General features: G+C 49.9%; 23 protein-coding genes. 14 read left to right on the top strand and 9 right to left on the bottom strand.

Annotated elements, in window-relative coordinates:
* The first annotated feature begins 74 nt into the window (after positions 1–74).
* Positions 75–473, top strand: coding sequence for a phage holin family protein (locus ACYU87_RS19050; RefSeq protein ID WP_461135668.1), 399 nt, complete (start codon positions 75–77; stop codon positions 471–473).
* An 84-nt stretch (positions 474–557) separates the two neighbouring features.
* Here the strand turns inward: ACYU87_RS19050 and ACYU87_RS19045 are convergent, their stop codons facing one another.
* The 5 genes from ACYU87_RS19045 to moeB all read right to left on the bottom strand — a co-directional run bounded on the left by ACYU87_RS19045 (position 558) and on the right by moeB (position 4,765).
* Positions 558–1,223: a zinc metallopeptidase gene (locus ACYU87_RS19045; protein ID WP_461135667.1), complete on the bottom strand. Its 666-nt coding sequence runs from the start codon at positions 1,221–1,223 to the stop codon at positions 558–560.
* Between the two features lie 200 nt (positions 1,224–1,423).
* Positions 1,424–1,906: a D-glycero-beta-D-manno-heptose 1-phosphate adenylyltransferase gene (rfaE2, locus tag ACYU87_RS19040; protein WP_461135666.1), complete on the bottom strand. Its 483-nt coding sequence runs from the start codon at positions 1,904–1,906 to the stop codon at positions 1,424–1,426.
* Between the two features lie 15 nt (positions 1,907–1,921).
* Positions 1,922–2,974: a lysylphosphatidylglycerol synthase transmembrane domain-containing protein gene (locus ACYU87_RS19035; RefSeq protein WP_461135739.1), complete on the bottom strand. Its 1,053-nt coding sequence runs from the start codon at positions 2,972–2,974 to the stop codon at positions 1,922–1,924.
* Positions 2,975–3,097: 123 nt separating this feature from the next.
* The gene (gene panD / locus ACYU87_RS19030; RefSeq protein ID WP_461135665.1) at positions 3,098–3,451 is read right to left on the bottom strand and encodes an aspartate 1-decarboxylase; all 354 of its coding nucleotides are present in this window, start codon (positions 3,449–3,451) and stop codon (positions 3,098–3,100) included.
* 174 nt (positions 3,452–3,625) lie between these two features.
* Positions 3,626–4,765 (bottom strand): molybdopterin-synthase adenylyltransferase MoeB, encoded by a 1,140-nt coding sequence (moeB, locus tag ACYU87_RS19025; RefSeq protein ID WP_461135664.1) that lies wholly within the window; start codon positions 4,763–4,765, stop codon positions 3,626–3,628.
* Between the two features lie 165 nt (positions 4,766–4,930).
* Here moeB and ACYU87_RS19020 point away from each other — a divergent pair, with 165 nt between their 5' ends.
* The 3 genes from ACYU87_RS19020 (at position 4,931) to ACYU87_RS19010 (ending at position 8,077) form a co-directional block, all read left to right on the top strand.
* Positions 4,931–5,713, top strand: coding sequence for a 3-keto-disaccharide hydrolase (locus tag ACYU87_RS19020; protein WP_461135663.1), 783 nt, complete (start codon positions 4,931–4,933; stop codon positions 5,711–5,713).
* Between the two features lie 96 nt (positions 5,714–5,809).
* Positions 5,810–6,685, top strand: a complete 876-nt coding sequence (locus tag ACYU87_RS19015; RefSeq protein ID WP_461135662.1) for a hydroxypyruvate isomerase family protein — start codon at positions 5,810–5,812, stop codon at positions 6,683–6,685.
* Positions 6,686–7,465: 780 nt separating this feature from the next.
* Complete coding sequence (locus ACYU87_RS19010; RefSeq protein ID WP_461135738.1) at positions 7,466–8,077, top strand: TetR/AcrR family transcriptional regulator; 612 nt, start codon at positions 7,466–7,468, stop codon at positions 8,075–8,077.
* A gap of 76 nt (positions 8,078–8,153) precedes the next feature.
* On the opposite strand, the gene ACYU87_RS19005 is transcribed toward ACYU87_RS19010, so the two are convergent.
* The gene (locus ACYU87_RS19005; protein WP_461135661.1) at positions 8,154–9,446 is read right to left on the bottom strand and encodes an aminopeptidase P N-terminal domain-containing protein; all 1,293 of its coding nucleotides are present in this window, start codon (positions 9,444–9,446) and stop codon (positions 8,154–8,156) included.
* Positions 9,447–9,587: 141 nt separating this feature from the next.
* Here ACYU87_RS19005 and ACYU87_RS19000 point away from each other — a divergent pair, with 141 nt between their 5' ends.
* From ACYU87_RS19000 to ACYU87_RS18985, 4 genes are all read left to right on the top strand, one after another.
* A complete protein-coding gene (locus ACYU87_RS19000; RefSeq protein WP_461135660.1) occupies positions 9,588–11,111 on the top strand; it encodes a S8 family serine peptidase in 1,524 nt (507 codons plus the stop codon).
* Positions 11,112–11,209: 98 nt separating this feature from the next.
* Positions 11,210–12,019 carry a hypothetical protein gene (locus ACYU87_RS18995; RefSeq protein ID WP_461135659.1) on the top strand — a complete coding sequence of 270 codons (810 nt, stop codon included), beginning with the start codon at positions 11,210–11,212 and terminating at the stop codon, positions 12,017–12,019.
* A 93-nt stretch (positions 12,020–12,112) separates the two neighbouring features.
* The gene (locus ACYU87_RS18990) at positions 12,113–12,784 is read left to right on the top strand and encodes a response regulator transcription factor (RefSeq protein WP_461135658.1); all 672 of its coding nucleotides are present in this window, start codon (positions 12,113–12,115) and stop codon (positions 12,782–12,784) included.
* Entirely contained in the window at positions 12,781–14,094 is a 1,314-nt protein-coding gene (locus tag ACYU87_RS18985; RefSeq protein ID WP_461135657.1) for a sensor histidine kinase, read from the top strand. The genes ACYU87_RS18990 and ACYU87_RS18985 overlap by 4 nt, the downstream gene beginning before the upstream one ends.
* 93 nt (positions 14,095–14,187) lie before the next feature.
* Here the strand turns inward: ACYU87_RS18985 and rfaD are convergent, their stop codons facing one another.
* Positions 14,188–15,153 carry an ADP-glyceromanno-heptose 6-epimerase gene (rfaD, locus tag ACYU87_RS18980; protein WP_461135656.1) on the bottom strand — a complete coding sequence of 322 codons (966 nt, stop codon included), beginning with the start codon at positions 15,151–15,153 and terminating at the stop codon, positions 14,188–14,190.
* A 279-nt stretch (positions 15,154–15,432) separates the two neighbouring features.
* Between rfaD and ACYU87_RS18975 the strand changes: the two genes are divergently transcribed.
* On the top strand, positions 15,433–15,849 hold the full coding sequence (locus ACYU87_RS18975) for a 6-pyruvoyl trahydropterin synthase family protein (RefSeq protein WP_461135655.1): 417 nt from the start codon (positions 15,433–15,435) through the stop codon (positions 15,847–15,849).
* A 70-nt stretch (positions 15,850–15,919) separates the two neighbouring features.
* Positions 15,920–17,038, top strand: coding sequence for a lipid-A-disaccharide synthase (gene lpxB / locus ACYU87_RS18970; RefSeq protein ID WP_461135654.1), 1,119 nt, complete (start codon positions 15,920–15,922; stop codon positions 17,036–17,038).
* Between the two features lie 91 nt (positions 17,039–17,129).
* Here lpxB and ACYU87_RS18965 read toward each other — a convergent pair whose 3' ends face one another.
* Both ACYU87_RS18965 and hisB read right to left on the bottom strand, forming a co-directional pair.
* Positions 17,130–17,699, bottom strand: coding sequence for a 1-acyl-sn-glycerol-3-phosphate acyltransferase (locus ACYU87_RS18965; protein WP_461135653.1), 570 nt, complete (start codon positions 17,697–17,699; stop codon positions 17,130–17,132).
* 303 nt (positions 17,700–18,002) lie between these two features.
* Positions 18,003–19,151 (bottom strand): bifunctional histidinol-phosphatase/imidazoleglycerol-phosphate dehydratase HisB, encoded by a 1,149-nt coding sequence (gene hisB / locus ACYU87_RS18960; protein ID WP_461135652.1) that lies wholly within the window; start codon positions 19,149–19,151, stop codon positions 18,003–18,005.
* A 300-nt stretch (positions 19,152–19,451) separates the two neighbouring features.
* Between hisB and ACYU87_RS18955 the strand changes: the two genes are divergently transcribed.
* The 4 genes from ACYU87_RS18955 to ACYU87_RS18940 all read left to right on the top strand — a co-directional run bounded on the left by ACYU87_RS18955 (position 19,452) and on the right by ACYU87_RS18940 (position 25,749).
* On the top strand, positions 19,452–20,480 hold the full coding sequence (locus ACYU87_RS18955; protein WP_461135651.1) for an NYN domain-containing protein: 1,029 nt from the start codon (positions 19,452–19,454) through the stop codon (positions 20,478–20,480).
* Between the two features lie 2 nt (positions 20,481–20,482).
* Entirely contained in the window at positions 20,483–21,829 is a 1,347-nt protein-coding gene (gene pabB / locus ACYU87_RS18950; protein ID WP_461135650.1) for an aminodeoxychorismate synthase component I, read from the top strand.
* Positions 21,830–22,059: 230 nt separating this feature from the next.
* Positions 22,060–24,903 carry a TonB-dependent receptor domain-containing protein gene (locus ACYU87_RS18945; protein WP_461135649.1) on the top strand — a complete coding sequence of 948 codons (2,844 nt, stop codon included), beginning with the start codon at positions 22,060–22,062 and terminating at the stop codon, positions 24,901–24,903.
* A 93-nt stretch (positions 24,904–24,996) separates the two neighbouring features.
* Complete coding sequence (locus tag ACYU87_RS18940) at positions 24,997–25,749, top strand: GLPGLI family protein (protein ID WP_461135648.1); 753 nt, start codon at positions 24,997–24,999, stop codon at positions 25,747–25,749.
* The last annotated feature ends 71 nt before the right edge of the window (positions 25,750–25,820 follow it).

Raw genomic sequence — 25,820 nt, 5'->3', positions numbered from 1 at the left:
GAAGGAGTCAGGTATATTCAGTAAACCATCCTATCGCAAAACAGTTGTTCAAAAGAACCATTTATATCCTGAGTATGAATCTTATCCTACACTTACTGCTTGATGCCGCCGTAATATTCGGCCTGGCTTACCTGATGCCACAAATTGATGTGAAGAACTTTGGAACGGCCGTGCTGATTGCGCTCGTGCTTGGACTTCTCAATTTCTTCGTTGGCTGGGTGATTCGGTTTCCGCTAAACCTAGTTACGTTCTTTCTGCTGACGGGTATTGTCCGGATTTTGGTGACGGCGGTACTGCTTAAAGTAATCGACAAGTTCATGGACAGTTTCACCATTGTGGGTTTCTGGCCTGCGGTACTCATCGCCCTGGCGGTAGCTGTAGCTGGGATGCTCATCGACCGGTCGGCTCCAACGCCCGAAATGGTTGAGTCTGGCTATGTTGTATCGTTGGTGTCCAGTTTACGAATAGCCTAGTGAACCGTCATCGTTATTCATACAAAAAGCCGTGTCAATACTGACACGGCTTTTTCTTTATCCGGATTTCCCGTACGACATTGGTTAGTCGCTCCGGCGACCGCCCATCAGGATGCTGGCATAGTACAACAGGGTGGCCAGCGAGCCTAAAGCCGCAACGACGTACGTCATGGCTGCCCACCAGAGAGCGTCTTTCGCAAAGCCATATTCACGCTGATTAACAACTCCTCGTTCCTGAATCCAGGCCAGTGCCCGGCGGCTGGCGTCGAACTCAACAGGTAGCGTTACGAAACTAAAGAGTGTCGTCAGCGCAAACAGACCGACGCCAATGGCAAGGGGGAGTGGCGTTGTTTGCAACAGCAAAATGCCCCCCAGCAATACCCATTGCAGATAACGAGAAGAAACCGATAAGACAGGTACCATTGCCGAGCGAAGTTTCAGCGGTGCATAGGCGACTTTGTGCTGCACCGCGTGACCGCATTCGTGGGCGGCAACGGCAGCCGAAGCGACACTTCGTCCGTAATAAACGTCGGCGCTAAGGTTAACGGTTTTGTCTTCGGGGTTATAATGGTCCGTCAGCATTCCTTCTACCGATACAACGCGCACATCATAGATGCCGTTTTCGTTCAGCATCTTCTGCGCTATCTCTGCCCCGCTCATGCCATTGCTGAGGCCAATCTGGGCGTATTCGTTGAATTTGCTTCGTAACCGCCAGCTCACGAATGCGCTGAGGCCGAAGATAATAATCATGATTAACCAAGGTGATATCATCGTCAATTAGTCAGGTTTGTGGTTCTATTACAACAGCCGTATTGTTAGCTTGTTTGTAATAAAACACGAGTTAGCCCTAAAAAGTATCCCGTTAGTCTAACCATTTATCCCGCCGGACAGCCACTTAACAGGGCAGAAGGGCCGGATCTAACCGGTGTTGATCCCTGCCGAATAAGCTTTTAACGGTAGCCGGCTTTAATGCGCTCGATGAGTTTGGTTGTCGAATAACCCGGTACCAGTGCAACCGTCTCGACCCGGCCACCGCGTGCCAGGACAAAATCAGCCCCGACAATAGTGGCCACCGTGTAATCATCTCCTTTCACGAGTATATCGGGCTGTACGGCCTCAATAAGTTCGAGCGGAGTGGGTTCGCCGAAGAGGGTAACCACGTCAACAAAGGCCAGTGCGGCCATAAGCCGGGCGCGGGCGTATTCATTCACGACGGGGCGGAGCGGTCCTTTTATACAGCTGACGGATGCGTCGGTGTTAAGCCCCAGAATCAGTTTGGTGCCGAGATTCCGGGCTTTTTCCAGATAGTCGATATGCCCCAGATGAACAATATCGAAACAGCCGTTCGTAAAAACGATTTGCTGCCCTTCAGCCCGCCATAACCGGGCCTGTTCAACAGCCTGTTCGCGGGTTAATAGTTTAGATTCGGTCATAGTGAAGAGGTTGCGTTATTGCTCCATTCTCAACGCTTTAGGGTCGTCCAGCACATCGGCGGCATTGGTTGTTTTGTTGCCTCGAAACAGCACAACCAGCAGAGCCGCAATACCCAGAATGATGATCATAATGGTTGACACACCGTGAATGAACGTAGCTAATACCTGCCCGTCCTGACTGGTCAGGCCATACAGCAGGGCTACCTGTCCAACCAGCAGGTGAAACGAGCCGATGCCCCCCGGCGTTGGAGCCGCCATGCCCAGCGAGCCAACTACCAGAATGGTCAGGCCTGCCAGCGGACCCAGATTGGCCGTGGCGGGCATGGCAAAAAACAGGCAGAAGGACATGAGGTAGTACATTGTCCAGATGAGCAGCGTATGGAATACAAATGCCCCCGGCCGGCGTATTTTTCGAACGCTCAGCAAACCCTCCAGCAGTCCTTTGGCAAAAGCATGTATTTTCTGGTAAAGCGGATGACGGCCCAGTGCGTCGCGGTACCGGCTGAACAGGAACCAGCTCAACAGCGCCAGCCCGACCAGGACGGCACCGGCCAGCAACAGTATTCCCGAACCACTGGACCCTTTGGGCAGTTTACCGCCCAGAAACTCCATAAAAAACTGGCTCAGGCGATCAAATTCAAGAATAAACGTGGCGCCCAACAGCAGAATAAGCATGAGCAAATCGAACAAACGTTCGGCTACAACCGTACCGAAGCTGACGTTGACCGGCACGCCCGACAGGCGGTACAGGGTTCCGCAGCGGGCCACTTCACCCGCCCGGGGTAAGGCCAGATTAGCCAGGTAACCCGTCAGAACGCTTGCTGTTGTATCGAGTGAGTTGGTGCGCTGTTTTACCACGGGCTCCAGTAGGATGCGCCAGCGTTCGGCCCGGCTCCAGTGCGCAACAATGGTCATCAGGGCTGATACCAGCACCCATCGAAAATCAGCCCCGCTTATTTTTTGCCATAAGTCGGCTGCGTCGAGGTGACTTTGTTTGAAGGTAAACCAAAGTAATCCTCCGGCAAAAGCCAGCGAGATAAGGTATTTAAGTATGTTTTTGATCGTCATATAGCCGTATACGCTCGGTAAGTCGTGGTAAGGTACAGGCGTGGCCTTAAGCCACCCAACAGAAAACTCCGCCACAAAGTAACGGAGTTTCGGGGAAACAGAGGAGAATGGTTACTAAAAGGGCTAGCCGTTCACCAGCCGGTTGTTTTCATCCGGAAAAACGACGGTTGGTTTGTGCGTCTTTGCTTCCTCATCCGACATCATGGCGTAGGCAATAATGATAACGATGTCACCTACCTGCGCTTTGCGGGCCGCGGCTCCGTTGAGGCAAATGATGCCGGTGCCCCGCTCCCCTTTGATGACGTATGTAATGAGCCGCTCGCCGTTGTTGTTGTTAACAATGTGGACCTGCTCGTTTTCGCGCAGGTTGGCAGCATCCATAAGATCTTCGTCGATAGTGATACTACCAACATAATTCAGCTCCGCCTGGGTAACCTTGACGCGATGCAGTTTTGATTTTAGTACGGTAATGAACATGGAGATTGACTAATGGCATACGGGATTGACTAGATGGGTCGCTCACCGATTGCACCCAAAACAGTCACATCGGGGGGTTGGTTCCGGCTCGGGCAATTGCCCGAAAGGAAGTGAGCCAATGTCTTGACCATCCGATCATGCCATTGGCTCACGCAACAAACGCAGCGGGAATGCTTAATACATCGCCATTTCGGGTTCAATATCTCGTGCCCAGACGTTGATACCGCCCTCCAGATTATACAGATTCGTCAGGCCGTCCTGTGTATACAGATATTGGGCAACGTTGGCCGAACGAATGCCATGATGGCAATACACAATAACGGGTTTATCTGTCGGGATTCGCTTGCGGTTATTCGGGATCATACTAACAGGAATCAGAACCGCCCCCTCCAGGTGGCAAAGTTCATATTCAGGCCGTTCGCGGACATCCAGTAAGAAAATGTCTTCGCCCAGCGCCATTTTGTCGGCCAGTTCCTGAACGGATATTTTTTGCGGCCCCGCTGCACCGGGACTCGTGCGGGTACCAGCCGATGTCAGGCCCTCACCCGCTATCTTTTCGGCATCGGCCCGACGTTTGGTTTTTATTTTCTGCTGGCTCATCGTCAATAAATCGACCATGAGCAGGTGCTCGTTCAGGGATTGTCCGATACCGGTAATGAGTTTGATGACTTCGTTGGCCTGAAAAGTGCCAATGACGCCTGGTAATACGCCCAGTACGCCTGTGTCGTTACAATTGGGAATCTCGATCTGGTTTGGATATTCGGGGAACAGACACCGGTAGGTTGGGCCCCGCTGGCCATCGCCCAGATCGGCGTTCAGGACCGCCACCTGCCCTTCAAAACGATGAATGGCTCCGTACACAAACGGCTTGCCAAGCGCAACGCAAACATCGTTGACCAGGTAGCGTACTTTAAAATTATCGGTACAGTCAACCACTATGTCATACCCATCAATGATGGCACGAGCGTTGCTGATGTCCAGCGCCATTGTATAGGTATCGAACGTCAGATCGGGGTTCAGGCGGTTCAGATGACCGATGGCAGCTTTTGCTTTCGATTTGCCAACCTCATCGGTGGTGTACAGTACCTGTCGCTGCAAATTGCTCAGATCAACCACATCGGGATCAATCACGCCAATTTTACCGACGCCAGCCGCCGTCAGGTACAATAGGACCGGGCAACCGAGTCCACCCGCGCCGACGACCAGCACCCGGGCATTTTTAAGCCGAAGCTGGCCTTTGGCACCAATTTCGGGTAAATTCAAGTGTTTCTGATAGCGTTGCTTTTCAGCAGGAATTAAGGTTGTCGCTTCCATAATGACGCAATAATAGGCAACCCTGAGCCGTGTTGCATTAATCAAACAGATTTAGGATGGCTTAAATTGCACACAATGAAGTCACAGTAGAAATATTTACCAAACGTTATGAATGTGTTTTTTTTTAGTACTATTGCCCCGACAAAATCCTAACGATCCTCAACTATGAACAAGCTGCGTTTTCCAGCAACCTCTTCCTTACGCCCTCAGCTTGCTGTTGGTCTGCTGGCGCTAACCATGACGCTTACCGCCAAATCGGCCAATGCTACCACTGATTTGACTAATTCTAACCCATCCACGCATCGGCCTGATTACCTGCTGAAAAAAGGTAAGTGGGAGACGCTGTTCGACGGGAAAACGTTGACGGGCTGGCATACGTACCTCAAACAGGGACAGTCAGTATCAGACAAATGGACGGTTGATGACGGTGCTATTCACCTTACCGATGGTGGGGCAGGTGATCTGGTAACGGATAAAGAATATGGCAATTTCGAGCTGGAACTTGAGTGGAAAATTGCGGAAGGTGGCAACAGCGGTGTCATTTTTCACGTCCATGAAGATCCAAAGTACAAAGCCACCTATCAGACGGGTCCCGAAATGCAGGTTCTTGATAACGAACGGCATCCGGATGCCAAACAGGGACGTGACGGCAACCGGACAGCTGGTTCGCTCTACGACTTACAGAAGCCCGTTACGCCCGGTGCCGCCAAACCCGCTGGTGAGTGGAACAAGGCCCGACTGGTTATTAATAACGGAAAAGCGGAGCAGTATCTGAACGGTAAAAAAACGGCCGAGTACCCAACCAGCGGCCCCGAATGGGATAAAATGGTTGCCGAGAGTAAATTTAAGGGGTGGGAAGGCTTTGGTAAATATGCCACTGGCCACATTGCCCTGCAGGATCATGGCAACAAGGTTTGGTATCGTAATATTCGGATACGCGAATTGTAACGTAGAGCGGCAATCCCTTGCAGCTCCTTGATCTTTAATATAATTGCTGACGCTCAGGAGCCGTAAGGGATTGCGGCTCTACAAAAGCTAAATCTCATGTCCCACTCCCGCCGAACGGCTCTGAAAACTCTGACCGGTACTGCACTGACGCTACCGTTACTGTCTGATTCCTTTGCAAACTCTATGAATCAACCTGAAAAAACGGCCCCGTTAAAAGGTCGTATTAATCACTCAGTTTGCCGGTGGTGTTATAGTAAAATAGCCCTCGATGACCTTTGTAAAGCCGCTAAAGAAATGGGTATCAAATCAATCGATTTGACGGGCCCTGAAGAGTGGCCTACGTTGAAAAAATATGGCCTGACGTCGGCATTACCCCAGGGGGCAGGAAAAGGCATTGCGGATGGGTTCAACAACCCTAAGTTTCACGATGAACTGGTTGCTAGTTACGAAGCTATATTTCCGAAACTGAAGGCAGCTGGCCTGACAACGGTTATTTGTTTCTCGGGAAACCGGCGGGGCATGAGCAATGAAGAAGGTCTGGAAAACTGCGCGATTGGCCTAAAACGCTTGATGCCCAGCGCCGAAAAACATGGTGTTACGATGATCATGGAACTGCTTAACAGCAAGGTTGATCATAAAGACTACATGTGTGACCATACGGCCTGGGGCGCCGAACTTTGCAAGCGGGTTGGTTCCGAAAACTTTAAGCTGCTGTATGACATTTACCACATGCAGATTATGGAAGGTGACATCATCCGCACCATTCGTGAATTCAATAAGTACATTGGCCACTACCATACGGGTGGCAACCCCGGCCGGAACGAGATCGACGAAACGCAGGAGCTCTATTACCCGGCTATCATGAAAGCCATTGTTGACACTGGTTTCAAGGGATATGTTGCCCAGGAGTTCATTCCCAAGCGCGACCCGCTGACCAGTTTGAAAGAAGCCGTTTTAATTTGTGATGTATAGAGACAGTAGGGAGCCGCAAGAGATTGCGGCTCTTATCATTTGTTATATGTAGTTACACTTCTCTGCTTTCTTGGTAAGTCGGTCAAACTGGCTGCTAAAAAGCTGTCAGTGGTCAACTACAGCCATCAACTAACCGGGATATTACGTTTATATGTACCGTTATCAGTAATCGGGCGTTTGGTAACCACTGGCAGCTTGTCCGAATATCGCCTGTATCTATAACGGAATTAGAATCAACTGGCACAATAAATGGACAAAAACGGCCCGACACCAGCCACAACAAGAAAAATAAATAAAATAAGTTATAGGGAAGCACTAGGCTCCATGTATGACTATATAGATTTTTAGTTGTAATAAACTACTAATTAGTTACTAATGATAGACTGCAGTGTTCTTTTATAAAAACATCATAAAAGTGTACATAAGATTGTCCTCTGCGTTTCTTTTCACTACACCGCTCGGAAATGGCTAAGTATAATTGACTACGTATGTCGTTATTTTGCAAATAATGTGTATTAAAAATTATATTAAGTATAAATAAATTTATTTTGGTTAACTAATTATTGTGCTTCCCGGTGAATAAACCAGAGTATCAGTTTTTGGGGTTTTATTATTGTGTAGTTTGAAAACGTCGGTGCTAATACTCATATTTGTGTCAAGAGTAAATTAGCATACCTTGTTTCAAGTTTTTCTTTCCTCTTTGAGAAGATCACAATCAATTCTTCCTCTTAACAAAAACAACGACCAAATATGAAAGTCGTCAAGCGCAGAAACCGCCAGATGACCATGGAACGAATTTTACGTGCCATGGGTGATGTTATGGCCGAACGAGGCACTGAAAAAGCAGGTATTAACGCCGTTGCAGATCGAGCTGGGGTTAACAAAGTGCTGATATATAGGTACTTCGGTGGCTGGAATGGTTTGTTGGAAGCCTATGTGCACCGTGGTTTCTTCCTGTCTATGTTCAATGAAAAGTTCATGGATTCAGTGCCGGATAACTTAGCACCAGAAGCCCGGAGCAAAGCCTGGTCGGAATACACCATTCAGTTTATGCGGGAGTTTCGGACACGTAAGTCTTCGCAGGAACTTATTCGTTGGGAAATGTCAAACGGCGAGACAGAACTGGCACGCCGTTTGGCCGATTTTCGGGATCAATCTTACAAGAACATGGTTGCTAAACTAGCGCCCTATTCGGACTTCGATCCACTGGCCATTACCAGTCTGATGGTAGCGGCTGTAACGAACATTGTGCTCAATAGCACCCAGCGGGATCATATCGGCGATATTGACCTCCGCTCCGATGCGGGCTGGGAGCGTCTGGAAACCGCTATCCGCCGAATCTATTCCAGCCTGAACATCGCGCTCGAACGCGAGCAGTCGAAGGCGAAGTAAAGTAAAAAGACCGCTGGACAACGTATAGCTTTGGGCGTCAGTGCCCGCCTATGCGTTGTCCAGCGGTCTTTTTGGCCTAGTTCATCAGGTCTTCAATCTCATCGGCCTCGACCGGAATATTCTTCATCAGATCAATGTTGCCCGATTCGGTGATCAATATGTTATTTTCAAGGCGTATACCCAGTTTTTCCTCCCGAATATAAATGCCTGGCTCTACCGTAAACACCATACCCGGTTCCATTTTCCGGTATTTGTTGCCCACGTCGTGAACGTCGAGACCCAGGAAATGGGAGGTGCCGTGCATAAAGTATTTTTTATACAAAGGAGCATCGGGATCCTGATTCTGCACGTCGGTCCGATCCAGTAAGCCCAGACCAATCAGCTCAGACTCCATAATCTTGCCTACTTCGCGGTGGTACTCATCCCACAAATTACCAGTTTTGAGCATTTGTGTGGCCTCGTTCATCACCCGTAACACCGCGTCATAAACCGCCCGCTGGCGAGCCGTAAACCGCCCATTGACGGGTACCGAGCGGGTCATATCGGCATTGTAGTTAGCGTATTCGGCACCAATGTCGAGCAGGATAACATCGCCATCCTGACACTGCTGGTTATTCTCGATATAATGTAGCACGCAGGCATTGGCTCCCGAGGCAATGATGGGTGTATACGCTGCCCCCCTCGATCGGTTACGCAGAAACTCATGCATCATTTCGGCTTCGATTTCGTACTCCCAGACACCGGGCTTGATGAACGTTAACAGCCGCCGGAACATCTTGTCCGTCGTATCAATGGCCGTCTGGATCAGCGGAAGTTCCTGCGGTTGTTTGATGGCCCGGAGCTGGTGCATCAAGGGAGCCAGCCGTTCCAGTTGATGCAACGGATAGGTATCCCGGAATTGAGCGATATACCGGGCGTCCTGCGTCTGAACGTTCACGCTGGCGCGGGTATGTTCATTGGTATTCAGGTAGATGTGGCTGGCTTCGAAGACCATCTGCCCGAAAATCTGATTGAACTGGTGCGTCCAGTAAATCTGCTTCTGCGACAGGCCCGTAACCTGTTCTGCTTCGGCCTTCGTCAGTTTATGACCTTCCCATATTTCAATCAGTTCGCTGGTTTCGCGAAGAAATAGAACCTCCCGGAATTTCGGGTCGGGGTGTTCGGGAAACAGGACCATCCGGGTTTCTTCCTGATCAACGCCTGTCAGATAAAAGAGATCATTGTTTTGGCGAAAGGCCATTGTGCCATCCGCATTGGTCGGCATAATGTCATTGGCATTGACCACCACCAGTGATTTAGGTTTCAGCAGGGCAGCCAGCCGCTGGCGGTTTTTGACAAAAAGTTGGCTATCAATTGGTAGATAACGCATATCGTAACTATTGGGGCGCGTTTGTGATTAAGTTTGCAAAGAAACTCAAAAGCGGTAAGAGTTTCTGCGCGTTTTCGCGTTTAGACTCTATTCAGTTTAAACTTGGCGAAAACGCCAGGCTTACTTCTTCCTAAACGAACCATGAACATTCGACTATCCGGGCTATTCTGTTTATTCGTACTCGTCGCGCAGGCCCAGCCTAAGTACTGGGTCTTGTTGCCGGATAAAGATCAGGCCGTACCCGTATCCTTGTCGCCAACGGCTGTTGCACAACGGAAAAACCAGAATCTGCCCCTAGACGACACCGATCGCCCCGTTTCAACCGCTTACCTGAATGAACTGAAGCAGGTGGGCGTTCAGCCCATTTGTCAGTCGCGGTGGCTCAATGCCGTATCGGTGCGACTAACGCCTGAGCAATACGCAACGGTTGCGAACATGCCGTTTGTGAAAGCCATTCAGGCTATTGATCCGGCCATCGTGATCACGTCGATTGCCCTACCGGCCAATCCGCATATGGCTCCGGTCATGTCGCAGATACAGGCACCCGATTTTATGAAAGCTGGCTTAACAGGTCGGTTTGTGAACATTGGGGTTATCGATGCCGGTTTTTTTGGTGCCGATTCGGCCAATGCGCTCAAGCACATTTTTGCCCGCGATGGCGTAAAACGCGTGCGTGATTATGTAAATGAGAAGAAGACCCACAGTGATCTGTTTCGCACACTGGAGTCCAACGCTGATTTTCACGGGACAGAAGTACTGGCAGCTATTGCCGGCAACGACCCCTCCGAAAACATTCAGTTTGGCCTGGCTACGGATGCAACATTTTACTTGGCCCGCTCCGACCAGGGTAATCGCGAGTACCGGGGCGAGGAGGACAACTGGGTAGCCGCCATGGAATGGATGGATAGTCTGGGGGTTCGGCTTATAAACACCTCGCTGGGCTACGCCAAGGGCATGAGTAACCCCAAAGATAACTACGAACCGGGCCAGATGAACGGCCATACGAGCCTTATTAGCCAGGCTGCTCAGATAGCCGCCGACAAAAAAGGAATCTTAATCATCGTGTCTGCCGGAAACGAAGGCGAAGATCGCTCCTGGCGGATCATCAGTACGCCTGCCGATGCGCAGGGGGTACTGGCTATCGGGGCAACTAACTCCCGCCTTTGGAACCGCATTGGGTACAGTAGCATCGGACCGGAGAGTTTGCCCTACTTAAAGCCAAACGTAGCCTGCTTTTCGCTCTACGGTACCTCCTTGTCAGCGCCGGTCATTACCGGTTTTGCCGCCTGCATCATGCAGGCAAACCCAAAGCTGACGAATAAGGAAGTGATGGCCATTATCGAGAAATCGGCGCATCTGTATCCGTATGGGAACAACTATGTCGGGTATGGCGTACCACAGGCATCGCGGGCATTGGCGCTGCTTCGAAATCAGGAGTTACCGGCTGCACCGCGGGTGATTCAGGCTACCGGTAAAACGCTGACATTGCCCGTCGATACAAATGAGTTGGCGGTATCGGTCTTTCACAAGAAAGACGCTACCCATGTATTGCAGCAGGAAGCGGCTAAAGTGGCCAATGGTAAACTAGTCCTGCGTCGGGCAACGGACGAAAAACAAACGACGGTAGATTTGAAAAAAGAGGTTATTGAGATTATCTGGGAGTAAAATCCGGCATGAAGAAAAATTAATATCCAGTTCAGATGGGCTTTAGATGGCGAGTATAGCTTTGCTTCCGTAATCAACCAGTAAACAACAACTGACTTATGGAAACCAACACAAAATTAATCGCTACCGTTGCCCTGGCCCTGGCTTTAGCTTCTCCTTTTGCACACGCTCAAAGCTCGACCGGGGCTGCTGTGGCCCAAAACGCACCCAGCGTAAACGGTCCCGATGGACCTCCTGCGGGTGGACCCGGTCGTCGGCATGGCCGCCCCGGTGGTCCTGAAGCGGATCGTCCGGATCATGGCCCTGACCAGGGACCCGGCCGAAAAAATCGGGAAGGTGGCCTGACCTCTCTGACGACCGTTTCGGGTACCGTAGGGCAACTTACCGCCAACGATGACTTTATTCTGGATGGCTTTACGTTAAATGCAGGTTCCGGATCGGCTACGATAGTGAAGTTCCCGGCCCATCTGGGTACGCAGGTTCAGAAAGCCATCAAAGCGGGCAGTACCGTGAGCGTAACGGGTTATTCCGAAAAAACGCCAACTGGAGAAACGCGCTTTCGTATGAACAGCCTGACCGCCGGTAAAACGACCGTAGTGGATGCCGCCCCGGTTCGTCCGGCCACTACGCCTGATGCCCCCGCTCTGACGACTGCTACGGGGAAAATTGCTGATTACCGACTCGATCGGGGAGGGCGTGTTAACGGACTGGTGCTGGACGATAAAACTGTCGTTAGCCTTCCGTCGCGGGTGGCTTCTCAGCTGACGGATCTGGCTAAAAAAGGAAGTACCATCACCGTACAGGGCTACCCTAAAACGCTCCGGGACGGTCAGGTTCAACTAGAAAAGGTAAACGTTCTGCGTGCTTCAGTCCTGACTATTAACGGACAACAGTACCTGGTACGGTAATCAAAAAGTGAAAGAGCGAATGAGCGAACACGTATAATCGCTGAAATACCGACTATTAGGAAAGAAACATGCACTCATTCGCTCTTTATTACCGTGAAAATATTAGTCATTGAAGATGAACGAAAGCTGGCCCGGTTTATTAAACAGGGGCTGGAACAGCACGGTCACGTAGCCGATTTGACGCACTCAGGGTCGGAGGGGCTCGATCACATTGCGGGTGGCCTGTACGACCTTGTTCTGCTCGATCTGATGCTGCCGGGGCAAACGGGCTTCGAGGTGTTGCAGAATCTGCGGACGTTTAATTTGACCGTTCCGGTTATGATTCTGTCGGCGTTGAGCGACCCGGACAAAGTGGTGCAGGGGCTGGATTTAGGTGCCGTCGATTACTTGCGCAAGCCGTTCGACTTCAGTGAGTTACTCGCCCGAATTAGGGTATTGCAGCGTAAAAGTACCACGAGCAATGATGTCGTTTTGCGGGTATCCGATCTGGAAATGAACCTCGTTGCTCATGAAGTGGCCAAACACAAAACGACCCTCGATCTGACCAATCGGGAGTTTGCGTTGCTTGAACTGCTGATGCGAAAGGCCGGGCAACTGGTTACCAAAAATGAAATTGCCGAAAAAGTGTGGTCTGTCGATTTCGATATGGGCAGTAATGTCATTGAAGTACACATCTATCAGTTACGGAAAAAACTCGACGCCGTTGGCACAACGGGTTTGATTGAGACGCTAATTGGCCGGGGATACCGGCTCAAAACGACATGAGCCTGCGCAGCCGTGTCGTGCTGGCGGTTACGACTGTATTTGCCGTAATCAGTTTGCTGGCGGGCTGGCTGATGCTCAACCGGGCTGAGACGAGTTTACGAACGGCGTTCGACCGGGCTATCCAGACACGGGCTGACTGGCTGTTGTCGATGGTAAGTGTTGATCCGGTTATTTTGCCTTTACCGACCGACCGGGAGCGTATGCGGGTACTGTACCATACCTACGGCCGCACCCGCGAACTGTTCCGAAGTCCGGGTTTTCCGGATGAACCCAATACCCATCGGCACCGGGATACACAACGGTACTCGTATCGATCCGTAACCAGCCAGACGACTACGGAGCAGGCTCCCGATGGTCAGATTCGCCTAACCTTATCGGTGCCTGACATGAGTTTGCGTCAGGATGTAAACCGGTTGCGTTGGGTGTTTGGTTTGGGCTGGCTGCTGAGCCTGGGCCTCGCTTTCGGGGCTGGCTACGTGGTGGCGGGTTGGCTGTTAAGGCCCATTCAGTCTATTGTCGATCAGGCGAATACGATCAGTTACGCTACCGACAACAGCCAGATAACCCTGCCAAAATCCCGCGATGAGTTATACCAGCTCACGGATACATTGAACCGGATGCTCAGCCGTATTCGGGAAAACGTTGATGCCCAGCAGAATTTCTTCGGAGCGGCTGCCCACGAATTGAGAACCCCACTGACGATTATGAAGACAGGCCTGGAAGTAACCCTCGGTAATGAGCAGGTTTCAGGCGCAGTAAAGCCGTTTCTGACCAGCCAATTGGATGAGGTCAGCCGCTTGGCCCGATTACTCGATGAGTTTCTGACCCTTAGCCGTCCTGAAGAAGCAACACAACCTCTTAAGTTAACGGAAGTTGATGTTTCTCAACTGGTTGATCGCTGCCTGAGCCAGCTAGCCAGCCTGGCCGTTGATTATGAAGTAACGGTGAATCTGCATATGGACGAGTCGGCACGTGAGCCAGTACTGACGGATGTCGTCAAACTGGAGCACATCCTGCTGAATCTGATGGAAAATGCCATTAAGTACGCCGTAACGGGAAGCTCGATCCTGATTCGGGTGACGAATGCCGATGGTTTAGTCGTTCGGGTGCAGAACCAGACCGCCCGTGCCAGTGGGCCTACCCTCGACCTGATTCAGCCGTATTTCAGGGCCGATCCGCTGAAGGAAGGGCATGGACTGGGCCTTTGGATTGGCCACCGACTAACTGTACTGCTTGGCGGAAGGCTACATCTCGATTGGCAATCGTTTACATTTACCAGCGAGCTGTCGCTGCCTGGGTCGACTCGTTAGCGGGCAACAGTCAGCCAACGAGGAGGTGATATGAACAAAGCGGGGTCCTAGCTATGCAACTAGGACCCCGCTTTGTTATGGATGTAAAAAGAGTTATAGATACTCGCCTTTGCTCAGGTAGTTTTTTACGTAATCGGAAATTCCATCTTCCAGCGACGAAAATGGTCGATCATAGCCAATGGAGCGAAGCTTGGCCATGTTGGCCTGAGTAAAATACTGATACTTGTCACGAATATCGACGGGCGTATCAACGAAGCTAATATCGGGCTCGAGGTCAAGCGCCTTAAAGGTATTACGGGCCAGATCGAGGAACGTACGGGCCTTACCGCTGCCCAGGTTGTAAATGCCCGAGTTGCGCCGGTGATGCATCAGAAACGAACATACGTCGACCACATCTTTTACATAGACGAAATCGCGCATCTGTTCGCCATCGGCAAACTCAGGATTGTGCGATCGGAACAATTTCATTTTTCCGGACTCTTTGATCTGCCGGAATGTGTGAAAGATAACCGAGGCCATCCGGCTCTTGTGGTATTCGTTGGGCCCATAGACGTTGAAGAACTTCAGCCCGGCCCAGAAGAACGGCTTGCGTTCCTGCTCCAGTGCCCAAATGTCGAATTCATTCTTGGAGTCGCCGTAGGGGTTGAGCGGTTTCAACTGCGGAATCAGCGACTCATTGTCATCGTAGCCTAACTCGCCAAGGCCATAGGTGGCTGCCGATGAGGCATACACCAGCGGAATCTGATATTGAATACACCGGTTCCAGATCTGCTTGGAATACTCGACGTTCAGGTGTTCAAAAATCTGTCGGTCAAACTCGGTTGTGTCGGTACGGGCACCAATGTGAAAAATAAACTCAACCTCGTGGTAGTTCTGGTCAAGCCAGTCGAAAAATACTTCACGATCCACGCGCTCCTGAATGCGTTTACCGGCTAAGTTGGCTTCTTTTTCAGGATTTGAAAAATCATCAACAGCGATGATAAAATTGAAATTTTCCTGATTCAGCTTGCTGATTAAACAGCTCCCAATAAAACCGGCGGCTCCCGTAACGATAATCATAAATTGGTGGTCGTAAAGGTATTCGTAGTGATAATTAGATAAGTAGTTGAAGGACTTACGCGAAATAGGGTGTAAAGATACGGGTTTTTAGATGGACAAAGGAATAGCGTATTTCCTGATTAAGTTGGATTTATCTTATGTGGCGGAGTTTGTTTCCAGTCGGTATACCAGCCAGACTTTAGGCTCGTTGAACACCTGAACTGTTCACGCCTTTTTCGTACCTTTGCGGCTTATTTTTCAATCGGCGTTTCTGGCAACCGCCCCATCTAAACCAGAAAAATGGTCTATATCAACAGAATTGAACACTTTAACGCGGCTCACCGGCTTTATAATCCAGCCTGGTCAGAAGAGCGTAACAAAGACGTATTTGGCCCCTGCGCCAACATGAACTGGCACGGTCATAACTTCGAATTAATTGTGACAGTAAAAGGCGAACCTGATCCCGATACGGGCTTTGTGATCGACCTGAAACTGTTGGGCGATATTGTGAAACGGGAAGTGATCGAAAAAGTGGATCACAAGAACCTGAACCTCGACGTGGAGTTTATGCAGGGCAAAATGGCCAGCTGTGAAATCTTCATCATGGAAATCTGGAAGATTCTCGAACGGGCACTCGAACCCGTTACCGACGCGCATCTGCACCAGCTCCGGCTCTATGAAACCCCGAAAAATTTCGTGGATTATTTTGGTGAATAACCTGCTGTAGAGACGCAACCACTTGCGTCTCCATTTTTACATGCAAAGGGTTGCGTCTCTACGTATTTTTATGAACTATTACCTCATTGCTGGTGAACGCTCGGGCGATTTGCACGGAGCCAATCTGATCAAAGCCATTCGTTCGTACGATAGTCCGGCTACGTTCAGGGCGTATGGGGGCGAGCAGATGGAAGCGGCCGGCGCGGTACTGGTACGCCATTATCGCGAGATGGCGTTTATGGGGTTTCTGGAGGTGGTAAAAAATCTGGGTACCATTCGCCGGATCATGCGCGAGTGCCAGGCCGATCTGCTGGCCAATCGACCCGATGTACTGATCCTGATCGACTATGCCGGGTTCAATCTGCGCATGGCTCGTTTTGCCAGAAAACACGGGATTCGGGTATTTTATTACATTTCGCCGAAGGTATGGGCCTGGAACCAGCGTCGGGCACTCAAGATCAAGGCAACGGTCGATAAGCTGTTTACCATTCTGCCCTTCGAGACGGAGTTCTTTGCCAAATACGATTACCAGGTTGAGTACGTAGGTAACCCTTTACTCGACGCTCTCGCTGATTTCCAGCCCAATCCATCTTTCCGCCAGCAACTAGGTATTGATGCGCGACCTGTTATTGCGCTTTTGCCTGGTAGCCGTCATCAGGAAATTACGTCTATTCTGCCGCTGATGCTGCGGGTCGTTGATCGGTTTCCGGGCTATCAGTTTGTCGTAGGAACCGTGAGTAATTTGCCCGTTTCCCTTTACGACGCCCTCCTGGCTGATTACCCTGGTGTTTTGCGGGTCGATGATGCTGCTTACGATTTGCTGCACCTGTCGACGGCCGCCCTCGTTACATCGGGTACGGCTACGCTCGAAACGGCTCTGCTCAATATTCCGCAGGTCGTGTGCTACAGGACAACCGGTATCAGCTATGCCATTGCTAAAAACCTGATTGCGGTGCCCTTTATTTCACTTGTCAATCTGATTGCCAACCGTGAAGTAGTGAAAGAATTAATTCAAAATGACCTTACTCCTGACCAAATTACGACCGAACTTCACTGTATCTTACCGGGACAGGAAGGGCGCTTAACGGTGTTGAGTGGCTATGCGGATGTGCAGGAAAAAATGGGTACTCCCGGGGCTTCAGAACGCGCCGGTCGTCTGATGGTCGAAGCCCTGAAAAATAACGAATAGCACTCAGGACTTTTCGCCGATTGATCGTTGATGACTCCTGATGAGTCAGTCGATTCGTGGCTGGCTAATTACACTAGTTTCTGTTCGGGCCTCATCGGGTAATGATGCCGGTTTCTTCCCAGCGTGTCAACCAATCTTTTTTGATGCCGTGCACCTGAGCGAAGAATTGATAAAAAGGCAGCATATCTTTTTCGTAATTGCCGGTTACGTAAACGGGCTCGCTCAACAGAATAAGCTTGCGGGGCCAGTCGAAGCCGACCAGAATGAGCGGAACGTTAGCTTTGAGCGCAATGTAATAAAAGCCTGTTTTGAGCTTGTCGACGTTGCTGCGGGTGCCTTCGGGCGCAATGCAAATGTGAAGATGTTCGTTCTGGTTGAAAACTTCGGCTGTCGCGTCGACCAGGTTGTGGGACTTATCGCGGTAAACGGGTTTGCCACCCAATGCTCGAAATAGCCAGCCTGAATACCAGTTGAACAGTGAACTCTTGGCCAGATACTGTATCCAGATGTGAATAGTGGGTCTGATGCCCAGCCCGAGAAGAAAATCCCAATTGGTGGTATGTGGTGCTACTACCCAAATCGCTTTCGGTACAGTCGGGACGGGGCCAACAACCCGCCATCCCCACATTTTAAATAACCAACGGGTAAGGGTACTGAGCATGTACTTGTGGAGTGGTATATCATTTATAGTTACCGAATTAGCCTTCCAAGTTGTTGAGACATTGTCAAAAAACGGTGAAGACGAATCCGGAAACTATAAACTGTAAACCAGCTTAATACTTCCGGTCTTTACGCTCTAACCAACGGCCAGTTACAAATGCCGACGCCAGGAGTACTACGTAAAACAGAAGTGTCAAAGGTGTTGATAAATCCATGTCGATGTTCAGTTGAATGCTGCTGCAAAAATACGATAGCCTTTTGATTTTAAACCTATCCGGTCGCCAAGACCTTGTCGATTTTTTGTTTACAGAACACCTTTCGTACTGGGTAAGTTATCCAGTTCATCGATATTCCGCCGAACCGCCATTTTGATCGACTTGGCAAATGCCTTAAAAATGGATTCTATTTTGTGGTGCTCATTGTCTCCTTCAACTTTAATGTTAAGGTTGCAGAGGGCCGTATCTGAGAATGATTTGAAGAAGTGGTAGAACATCTCGGTGGGCATATCACCGATCTTCTCCCGTTTGAAGTCGGCGCTCCAGACCAACCAGGGGCGGCCCGAAAAATCAATGCCTACCTGCGCCAAGGCTTCATCCATGGGTAGTAAAAAGCCGTAGCGGCTAATGCCTCGCTTGTCGCCGAGGGCCCGGCGGTAAGCTTCGCCCAGCGCCAGCGCGGTATCTTCAATGGTGTGGTGTTCGTCGATATGCAGATCGCCATCAACGTGGATCGACAGATCGGACCCCGAATGTTTCGCTACCTGATCGAGCATGTGATCGAAAAAGCCGAGCCCCGTATGAATGTCGGCACGGCCGGTTCCATCCAGATTCAGGTCAACCCGTATCTGGGTTTCTTTCGTGTTTCGTTCAACGGTGGCCGTACGGGCAGGCAGGCGCAGGAACGCATAGATTTCGTCCCAATCGCCGGTTTTAAGGGCAATTACGGCTTGCATGGCATCGGTCAGACCATCAACGTCGGCGCTCTGAACGGCAGACAGGCCGTTCGGCGGCAGGAATAAAATAGCTTTGGCGCCCAGGTTTACCGCCAACTGAACATCCGTTAGCCGATCGCCGATCACGTAGCTATTCGACAGGTCATATCCGGCCTCGAAATATCGGGTTAACATACCGATGCCCGGCTTGCGGGTGGCCGAATTATCGCGCGGGAAATGGCGGTCGATGTGAACGGCTGCGAACTTGACATTTTCGCCCGCAAAGGTGTCCATCATCTTATTATGGGCGGGCCAGAACGTGTCTTCCGGAAATGAATCGGTTCCCAGTCCATCCTGGTTGGTTACCATAACCAGTTCGTAATCCGTTTCTTCGGCAATTTTCCGCATGGCCGAAATCGCTTTCGGAATGTAGTCGAGCTTCGCGAGTGAGTCGACCTGCTGATCGGGCTGTGGCTCGGCAATGAGCGTTCCATCACGGTCAACAAAGACTATTTTTTGCATACAATAAATAATAGAAATCGGACAAAGATACGGTCACAGCGTATTGCAAACGAAAATATGCTACTTTTGCAGCGAAGTTCTTGCATAGCTGTTTTTACCGTTTCTATCAATATCCATATCGTTATTAATCGTATTCGTTTCAGCATCATTTATTAATGTACTCGTTCTCCAGGTGCCTATAAAAAGCTGATTCGTAATAAGCATAGTTCTACCAACTCCGACAGATAACCGTAAAAAAGAGCAACTATCATCAATTCGAGTAAATAATAAACATACACCTAATAACGCTCAGTTAAAAACATGCCAGCAGAAGGATCAAGATTGACCCGCATCGGGGTCTTTTACGACGGTAATTATTTTCTACACGTAAGCAACTACTATAATTATTCTCACGAACGTCGCAGTCGTATCAGTATTTCGGGATTACACGCATTCATTCGTCGGCAGGTAGCCGAAGAGGAGGGCGTCAATGAGCGGCTTTGTCAAATCGTGGATGCCCATTATTTCCGGGGGCGGCTCAACGCACACGAAGCCAATCAGCGCGGTAACCAGCTATTTTACGACCGTCTGTTCGACGATATTCTGATGTCGGAAGGGGTTGTGACCCATTATTTACCCGTAAAAACGTATCAGGGTTACCGGCAGGAAAAAGGCATCGATGTGTGGCTGGCCCTGGAAGCTTTTGAACTCGCCCAGTACAAAAAATTCGACGTTGTTGTGCTAATCACGTCGGATGGTGATTATGTGCCGCTTATCCGTAAACTCAACACCCTGGGCTCACGCATTATGGTCTTGAGCTGGGACTTTGAATTTCTGAACGAACAGGGTGAAAAGCAGGTAACCCGTACATCGCAGGATTTACTGGAAGAGGTTTCTTATCCGGTGGGCATGCATGGTTTGATCGATGACCGTAGCCGCCGGAACGATATAGTCATTCAAAACCTGTTTGTTAAACAGCAGGCCCGGCCAACCTTCACGGCGGTGTCTGCCAGTGGAAACTCGAATTCATTCAGCAACGCCAACAGCTTTGGTGAACTCAGCGCCGGAGACGCCTACGAAGAAGCGTATCCACCCTCTGATGAACCGAATTATAACCTAGCCGATGGCGTAGATAATGACCCTGAAGGCCGGAAAATCAGTACGATTCGTAGCCTCAAAACGGGCTATGGGTTCGTGAACTACCCGCCTAATAACTTGTTTTTTCACTATACCAGCTTGATTGATACGGACTTTAATGAGTTGCAGGTCGATGATGAGGTTGAATTTACCGTAGGTCGTAATGCCGAAGGAAAGGACATTGCCGTTGATGTCCGTCTGTTACCTATCTAGTGATGAATAGCGTTCGTGTGTCGGTCGAAGATCTGTCAGGCTGGCGTTGGCAGGCGCTGGCCTGGGCAATTGCCGAAGAGGCCCACGAGGACGGTTTTGTTGCCTTTTTGACGAATAACGGAATTGACTACCCGAATGACCCGTTTCCAAACCGGCTTTTTGTCGGGGCGAAGCGGGTCGTTTCGTTTACGGAAGATGCGCTTGCCGGCCGGGATGCGTTTGACATACTCCAGCAGGCGCACCGCGAAAAACCATCCTACCTGGTCGGTTACTTAGGCTATGACCTGAAAAATCAGCTGGAGCCATTAACCAGCCGAAACCCGGATCGGCTCCAGTTCCCGAATGCTTATTTCGTTGAGCCCGCGTGGATTATTGACTTCGAGAAGTCTGACGTTCTGGGCGATGCGCTCATTATACAGGGGGAGGGGGATACGGGTGCTTTACTAAAGCAATTACGGTTATTTCATCCGGACGCTTCACCGGTTTCCAGTCCCGCTTTGCCCGCTAGTATCCAGTGCCGGGTTACGCCCGACGAATACATCGCTACCGTCCGCCGGATTCAGGAGCATATCCGGGCGGGTGATGTGTATGAGCTGAATTACTGCATCGAATTTTTTGCCCGGAACGCGGGCCACCTCGACCCACTGGCGACGTATCGTGCCCTGAACGAACGATCGCCCATGCCGTTTTCGAACTTTATGAAAATGGGTGACCGGTATGTGATGGGTGCCTCGCCGGAACGGTTTTTGAAGAAAACAGGCTACCAGCTTTTGTCTCAACCCATTAAAGGTACCATTCGGCGCGGCCAAACACCAGAGGAAGACGAGGCTCTGCGTGCTTACCTGCTTCATTCGGAGAAAGAACGGGCCGAAAATCTGATGATTGTGGATCTGGTTCGTAATGATCTGGCCCGTAGTGCCGAAACCGGTTCGGTGGGGGTCGATGAACTGTTCGGTATCTACGGGTTTCAACAGGTGTTTCAGATGATTTCAACGGTTTCGGCCACCCTGCACGAACGCGTTTCCTGGACCGAAGCCATTCGCAATGCCTTTCCGATGGGAAGCATGACCGGAGCCCCTAAAATTCGTTCCATGCAGCTGATTGATGAACTGGAAGTGAGTCGGCGGGGGGTGTATTCAGGAGCCATCGGTTTTGTAACGCCCAACGCTGATTTTGATTTCAGTGTGGTTATCCGAACGTTGCTTTACAATGCCCAAAACCAGTATGCGTCGTTTTCGGTCGGGAGTGCCATCACGTACGATGCCGAACCGGAGCAGGAGTGGGAGGAGTGCCTGCTGAAAGCCCGGGCCATTCGGGAAGTGCTGGCGTTATCTTTTTCGATCCAATAGCCGGGCCTCATAAAAAGTTAGGCTCGTCGTGTGGAATTCTCCTCAAAAAGTCATCATATTGGATAGCGTTTGCAACGTTTCAGTTCGGAAGTGACTCAGTATGAGTGCTGTTCGCCATTAACTAAATTAGCTACTATAAATTTAGTTAAAAATCGTTAACAGGATAAGCATTTGCCGCTGTTACGCTTAGCTTTGCTCCGTTTACACCACAACCTTTTCCCTTTTTCCGGATGAAAAACTTCTTCCTGCTGGCTGTGCTATGCCTGCTTTGTACCGCCCTCTATGCACAAAATCCACCTGGTTTAACGCGTTTTACCTTGCAGGGCCGAGCCGTCGACACCTTGTCCGTACCGCTGCCTTCCTCAACCGTCATGCTCCTGAGCGCCAAAGATTCGTCGCTCGTGAACTTCACCCGCACGGGCGACAATGGTGCGTTCACATTCAAAAATCTCAAGGTGGGTAACTATGTACTGAAAATCTCCTACGTGGGCCTTATTCCTTACAATACAGTGATCAAGCCCACTACCGAAGCTGTGGTTGATTTGGGTCCATTGAAGCTCAAACCTATAACCAGAGAACTGATGGAAGTGGTGGTGAGAACGGCAAAAGCCCCATTAACCATCAAGGGCGACACCATCGAGTATAACGCCAGTTCATTCAAGGTACCCCCCGGCTCAACCGTCGAAGACTTGCTGCGTAAGTTACCCGGTGTGCAGATCGATCAAGATGGAAACATTCGGGCGCAGGGGCAGGATGTGAAGAAGCTGACCGTAGATGGCAAGAATTTTTTTGGTAATGACCCTAAGCAGGCTACCAAGAACCTACAGGCCGAAGCGATTACGAAAGTGCAGGTGTTCAACGACAAAACGGAACAGGCCAAGACAACGGGTATCGATGATGGCAAGAAGGAGAAGACCATCAATCTGGAGCTGAAAGAAGAGTTTAAAAAAGGTGGTTTTGGTAAAGTAACCGCAGCCGGAGGGCCCGCGTCCAACAACGTATCGCCACGGGCAGAAGCAAAAGGCATTTACAATAAATTCAATGCCAAGCACCAGTTTTCGCTGGTCGGTTTAGGCAATAACACAAATCAGCAGGGCCTGTCACGTGACGATTATCAGGATTTTAGGGGAAGCAATGCCTACAACTCCAACCAGAACGCCGACTTTGGCTTCAGTGGAGGTAACTACTTTTATTTCTCCGACAGTGGCGACGAAGGGCTGGGTATTCCGGTAAGTGGTCGGCAGGGGGTTGGCTTTTCCAACAACGCGGCTGGCGGGGCCAATTACAACTTCGATACAAAAGAGAAAAAGTGGAGTGGCAGTTACTATTACAACCAGAGCCGGCTGGAGCTGGATGCACAACGGCTTCGGAATGTAACATTGCCCCAGAGCACCTATTCTACAGACGAAACGAGCAACCAGGTTAATTTCAACGGGAATCACCGAGTGAGTTTACGCTACGAAAAGCAGCTCGATACGCTCAATACATTGACCTTTATCAACAACAGCCGTTATGGAATAGGGAATGCCCGTCTTTTCCGGATTCAGGATCTGGTCCGCAGCAACGGAGCCGCCACGCGCAACCAGAGTACGAACGCCAGCGATCAACGCCAGTTTGCTACATCCAACTCGTTTATTTTCAGGCATAAGATGCATAAGAAAGGCCGCAGCATTGCCGCCAGTGCTACCTATGAAGTAAACACCAACAACGCAAACCTGCTTCTGGACTCCGAAAATACCTACTCGGGTCCAATTACTGCAGCCGACCAATCGGTGGATATTCATCAGGATCAGCGCAACAATATTGTGCGTAGCGAATACAAAGCCAGCTTACAATACGTTGAGCCGTTTGCCAAACGGTTCACCTGGGAAACGTTCTTCAACTTTAGCCTTCGAAACGATGAAGTTGACCGCGACGTGTTTAACCGGGGAGATAACCGCTACGTCCGCAACGATACGTTAAGCCTCTATTACAAAAATAATTACGTGTATAACCGGCTGGGTAGCAGCGTTCGGTACTCGTATAAAGGGTTGAACTTGTCGGTTGGTCTGGCTGGTCAGCGGTTCACGCTCAATGGGCAGTTCGCTCCCGATCAGACATCGGCAACGTTTACGCCCATCAGTCGGGTATTTACGACCGCAATTCCCAATGTTGGCCTGAACTATGATCTGAAAAACAATAAATACCTGTATGGAGGCTATAATGTGAGTGTTCAGATACCAACCTCGCGTGACTTGCAGCCTGTTCGAAATAACAGCAATCCGTTGTATATCTATCAGGGTAATCCTGATCTCCTGCCGCAACTGGGACATAACGTGAACATAGGGTTTAATTATTTTAATCCGGGGAGTTTTACAAACATGTATATTGGTGTAAACGCTACCAAATACGTCAACCAGTTTGCGTACAGCCAGCGAACAGACACTCAAACGCTGATTACGGTGACCACGCCCGAAAATCTGTCGGGTGGCCAGAATCTTGGCTCGTATATCGGGTTTGGGTTTCCATTGAAGAAAACGAAGGCAACGCTTGATCTTAATACCAGCCTGAATTTTGGTAAAAATCCGGTTCGAATCAACGACGTTCTCAACGAAACGCGCAATCAGAGCTATTATGTCGGTACTCGCCTGAGTTTGACGCCTACTGAATGGCTTACATTCTACGGAAACGCGAGTTTTAATGTAAATAATACGCAGTTTTCCATCAGCCCAGATCGGAACCAAACGTTCACGAACAACAACTTTAGTGGTGATCTGAACCTGAAGCTGCCGCATGATTTTTACATCAACACGAGCATGAACTACAGAATATCCAAGAATGAGCAGCTAAATTTCGAACAGCGGATTCCGATCTGGAACACATCGGTGTACCATATTCTGGGCAAAGCAAAACGGGCTGAAATTCGACTGACGGCGATCGACATGCTGAACCGGAATGTGGCGGTAACATTGAATCAGGGGCCTAACTACACGCAGTCGGAAACGATTCAGACGCTGGCCCGGTATTTCACCATCGGTTTTACGTATAACATGCGGGGTGTTCAGACCAACATACGTCGGGATGGCTTCTACTGATCACGCAACAGCAACGTTTACGAGTTAATCATACAAGTTATATTCATTGTGGCGTTGGTTTATCAAGCCCAACGCCACAACAAGCTATCTACCATGAAAAAACTACTTATAGTCCTGTACCTGCTGACCAGTTCGGCCGCAATGGCCCAAAAAACTGAGGGTGTCGTGACGTACGTTCGTAAAGAACACTGGTTAAAGATTACCAATCGCCTTACGTTCTTGAGTCAGGAAGAGAAGGATCGTGAGACCCAAACCTGGAAAAACTGGGAAGAAAATAATAAGGGAATCAAAATGAAGCTTGCCTTCAGTCCAAACGAGAGTCTGTATACCTACAATAGCGATGAGCCTGAAGAAGGAGGCTATTCCTGGCGTAAATCGGATTTCTACCTGTACCGTAATTTCGAGAAAGATAAAAAGATAGACATCATCGAGATGCTCGGCAAAACTTACGTCATTGATGATTCGTTGAACGCGCCGGTCTGGAAAATTGGAAATCAGATCAAAGAAGTGGCTGGCTATATCTGCATGAAAGCGGAGACGGAAGACCCCATCAAGAAGCAGAAAATAACGGCTTGGTTCGCTCAGGATATTCCCGTTTCGGCGGGTCCTGAACGGATGAATGGCTTACCGGGTTTGATTCTGGAACTGGACATTAATGAGGGGGATGTTGTAATTGAAGCCGCTAGTGTGGCTTTCCGCCCGCTCACACCCGAGGATCTCAAACTGCCGAAACAGAAAGGAAAAAAGCTGACCGATGCTAGTTACGATGCTCTGATTAAGCAACACATCACCGATCGGATAACGGCTCACCAGACTCCGTATGGATGGGCCGGAATCCGGTATTAATCAATTTGGGAATAGTGTCTATCTAAAATGAGAAATGCCACAACCGGAACTGGTTGTGGCATTTCTCATTC

Source organism: Spirosoma lituiforme (assembly GCF_054776635.1).
This window is presented reverse-complemented; position numbering and strand designations above follow the sequence as displayed.

What these genes read in the sequence shown, in the direction of transcription:
- ACYU87_RS19035 (WP_461135739.1), bottom strand. Translation starts at nt 2,974, where the DNA reads ATGACGATCAAAAACATACTTAAATACCTTATCTCGCTGGCTTTTGCC.
- ACYU87_RS19005 (WP_461135661.1), bottom strand. Translation starts at nt 9,446, where the DNA reads ATGCGTTATCTACCAATTGATAGCCAACTTTTTGTCAAAAACCGCCAG.
- ACYU87_RS19015 (WP_461135662.1), top strand. Translation starts at nt 5,810, where the DNA reads ATGTCCCACTCCCGCCGAACGGCTCTGAAAACTCTGACCGGTACTGCA.
- lpxB (WP_461135654.1), top strand. Translation starts at nt 15,920, where the DNA reads ATGAACTATTACCTCATTGCTGGTGAACGCTCGGGCGATTTGCACGGA.
- panD (WP_461135665.1), bottom strand. Translation starts at nt 3,451, where the DNA reads ATGTTCATTACCGTACTAAAATCAAAACTGCATCGCGTCAAGGTTACC.
- hisB (WP_461135652.1), bottom strand. Translation starts at nt 19,151, where the DNA reads ATGCAAAAAATAGTCTTTGTTGACCGTGATGGAACGCTCATTGCCGAG.
- ACYU87_RS18985 (WP_461135657.1), top strand. Translation starts at nt 12,781, where the DNA reads ATGAGCCTGCGCAGCCGTGTCGTGCTGGCGGTTACGACTGTATTTGCC.
- rfaD (WP_461135656.1), bottom strand. Translation starts at nt 15,153, where the DNA reads ATGATTATCGTTACGGGAGCCGCCGGTTTTATTGGGAGCTGTTTAATC.
- ACYU87_RS19010 (WP_461135738.1), top strand. Translation starts at nt 7,466, where the DNA reads ATGACCATGGAACGAATTTTACGTGCCATGGGTGATGTTATGGCCGAA.
- ACYU87_RS19000 (WP_461135660.1), top strand. Translation starts at nt 9,588, where the DNA reads ATGAACATTCGACTATCCGGGCTATTCTGTTTATTCGTACTCGTCGCG.
- ACYU87_RS18955 (WP_461135651.1), top strand. Translation starts at nt 19,452, where the DNA reads ATGCCAGCAGAAGGATCAAGATTGACCCGCATCGGGGTCTTTTACGAC.
- ACYU87_RS18940 (WP_461135648.1), top strand. Translation starts at nt 24,997, where the DNA reads ATGAAAAAACTACTTATAGTCCTGTACCTGCTGACCAGTTCGGCCGCA.
- ACYU87_RS18995 (WP_461135659.1), top strand. Translation starts at nt 11,210, where the DNA reads ATGGAAACCAACACAAAATTAATCGCTACCGTTGCCCTGGCCCTGGCT.
- moeB (WP_461135664.1), bottom strand. Translation starts at nt 4,765, where the DNA reads ATGGAAGCGACAACCTTAATTCCTGCTGAAAAGCAACGCTATCAGAAA.
- ACYU87_RS18975 (WP_461135655.1), top strand. Translation starts at nt 15,433, where the DNA reads ATGGTCTATATCAACAGAATTGAACACTTTAACGCGGCTCACCGGCTT.
- pabB (WP_461135650.1), top strand. Translation starts at nt 20,483, where the DNA reads ATGAATAGCGTTCGTGTGTCGGTCGAAGATCTGTCAGGCTGGCGTTGG.
- ACYU87_RS18965 (WP_461135653.1), bottom strand. Translation starts at nt 17,699, where the DNA reads ATGCTCAGTACCCTTACCCGTTGGTTATTTAAAATGTGGGGATGGCGG.
- ACYU87_RS18945 (WP_461135649.1), top strand. Translation starts at nt 22,060, where the DNA reads ATGAAAAACTTCTTCCTGCTGGCTGTGCTATGCCTGCTTTGTACCGCC.
- ACYU87_RS19020 (WP_461135663.1), top strand. Translation starts at nt 4,931, where the DNA reads ATGAACAAGCTGCGTTTTCCAGCAACCTCTTCCTTACGCCCTCAGCTT.
- ACYU87_RS19050 (WP_461135668.1), top strand. Translation starts at nt 75, where the DNA reads ATGAATCTTATCCTACACTTACTGCTTGATGCCGCCGTAATATTCGGC.
- rfaE2 (WP_461135666.1), bottom strand. Translation starts at nt 1,906, where the DNA reads ATGACCGAATCTAAACTATTAACCCGCGAACAGGCTGTTGAACAGGCC.
- ACYU87_RS19045 (WP_461135667.1), bottom strand. Translation starts at nt 1,223, where the DNA reads ATGATTATTATCTTCGGCCTCAGCGCATTCGTGAGCTGGCGGTTACGA.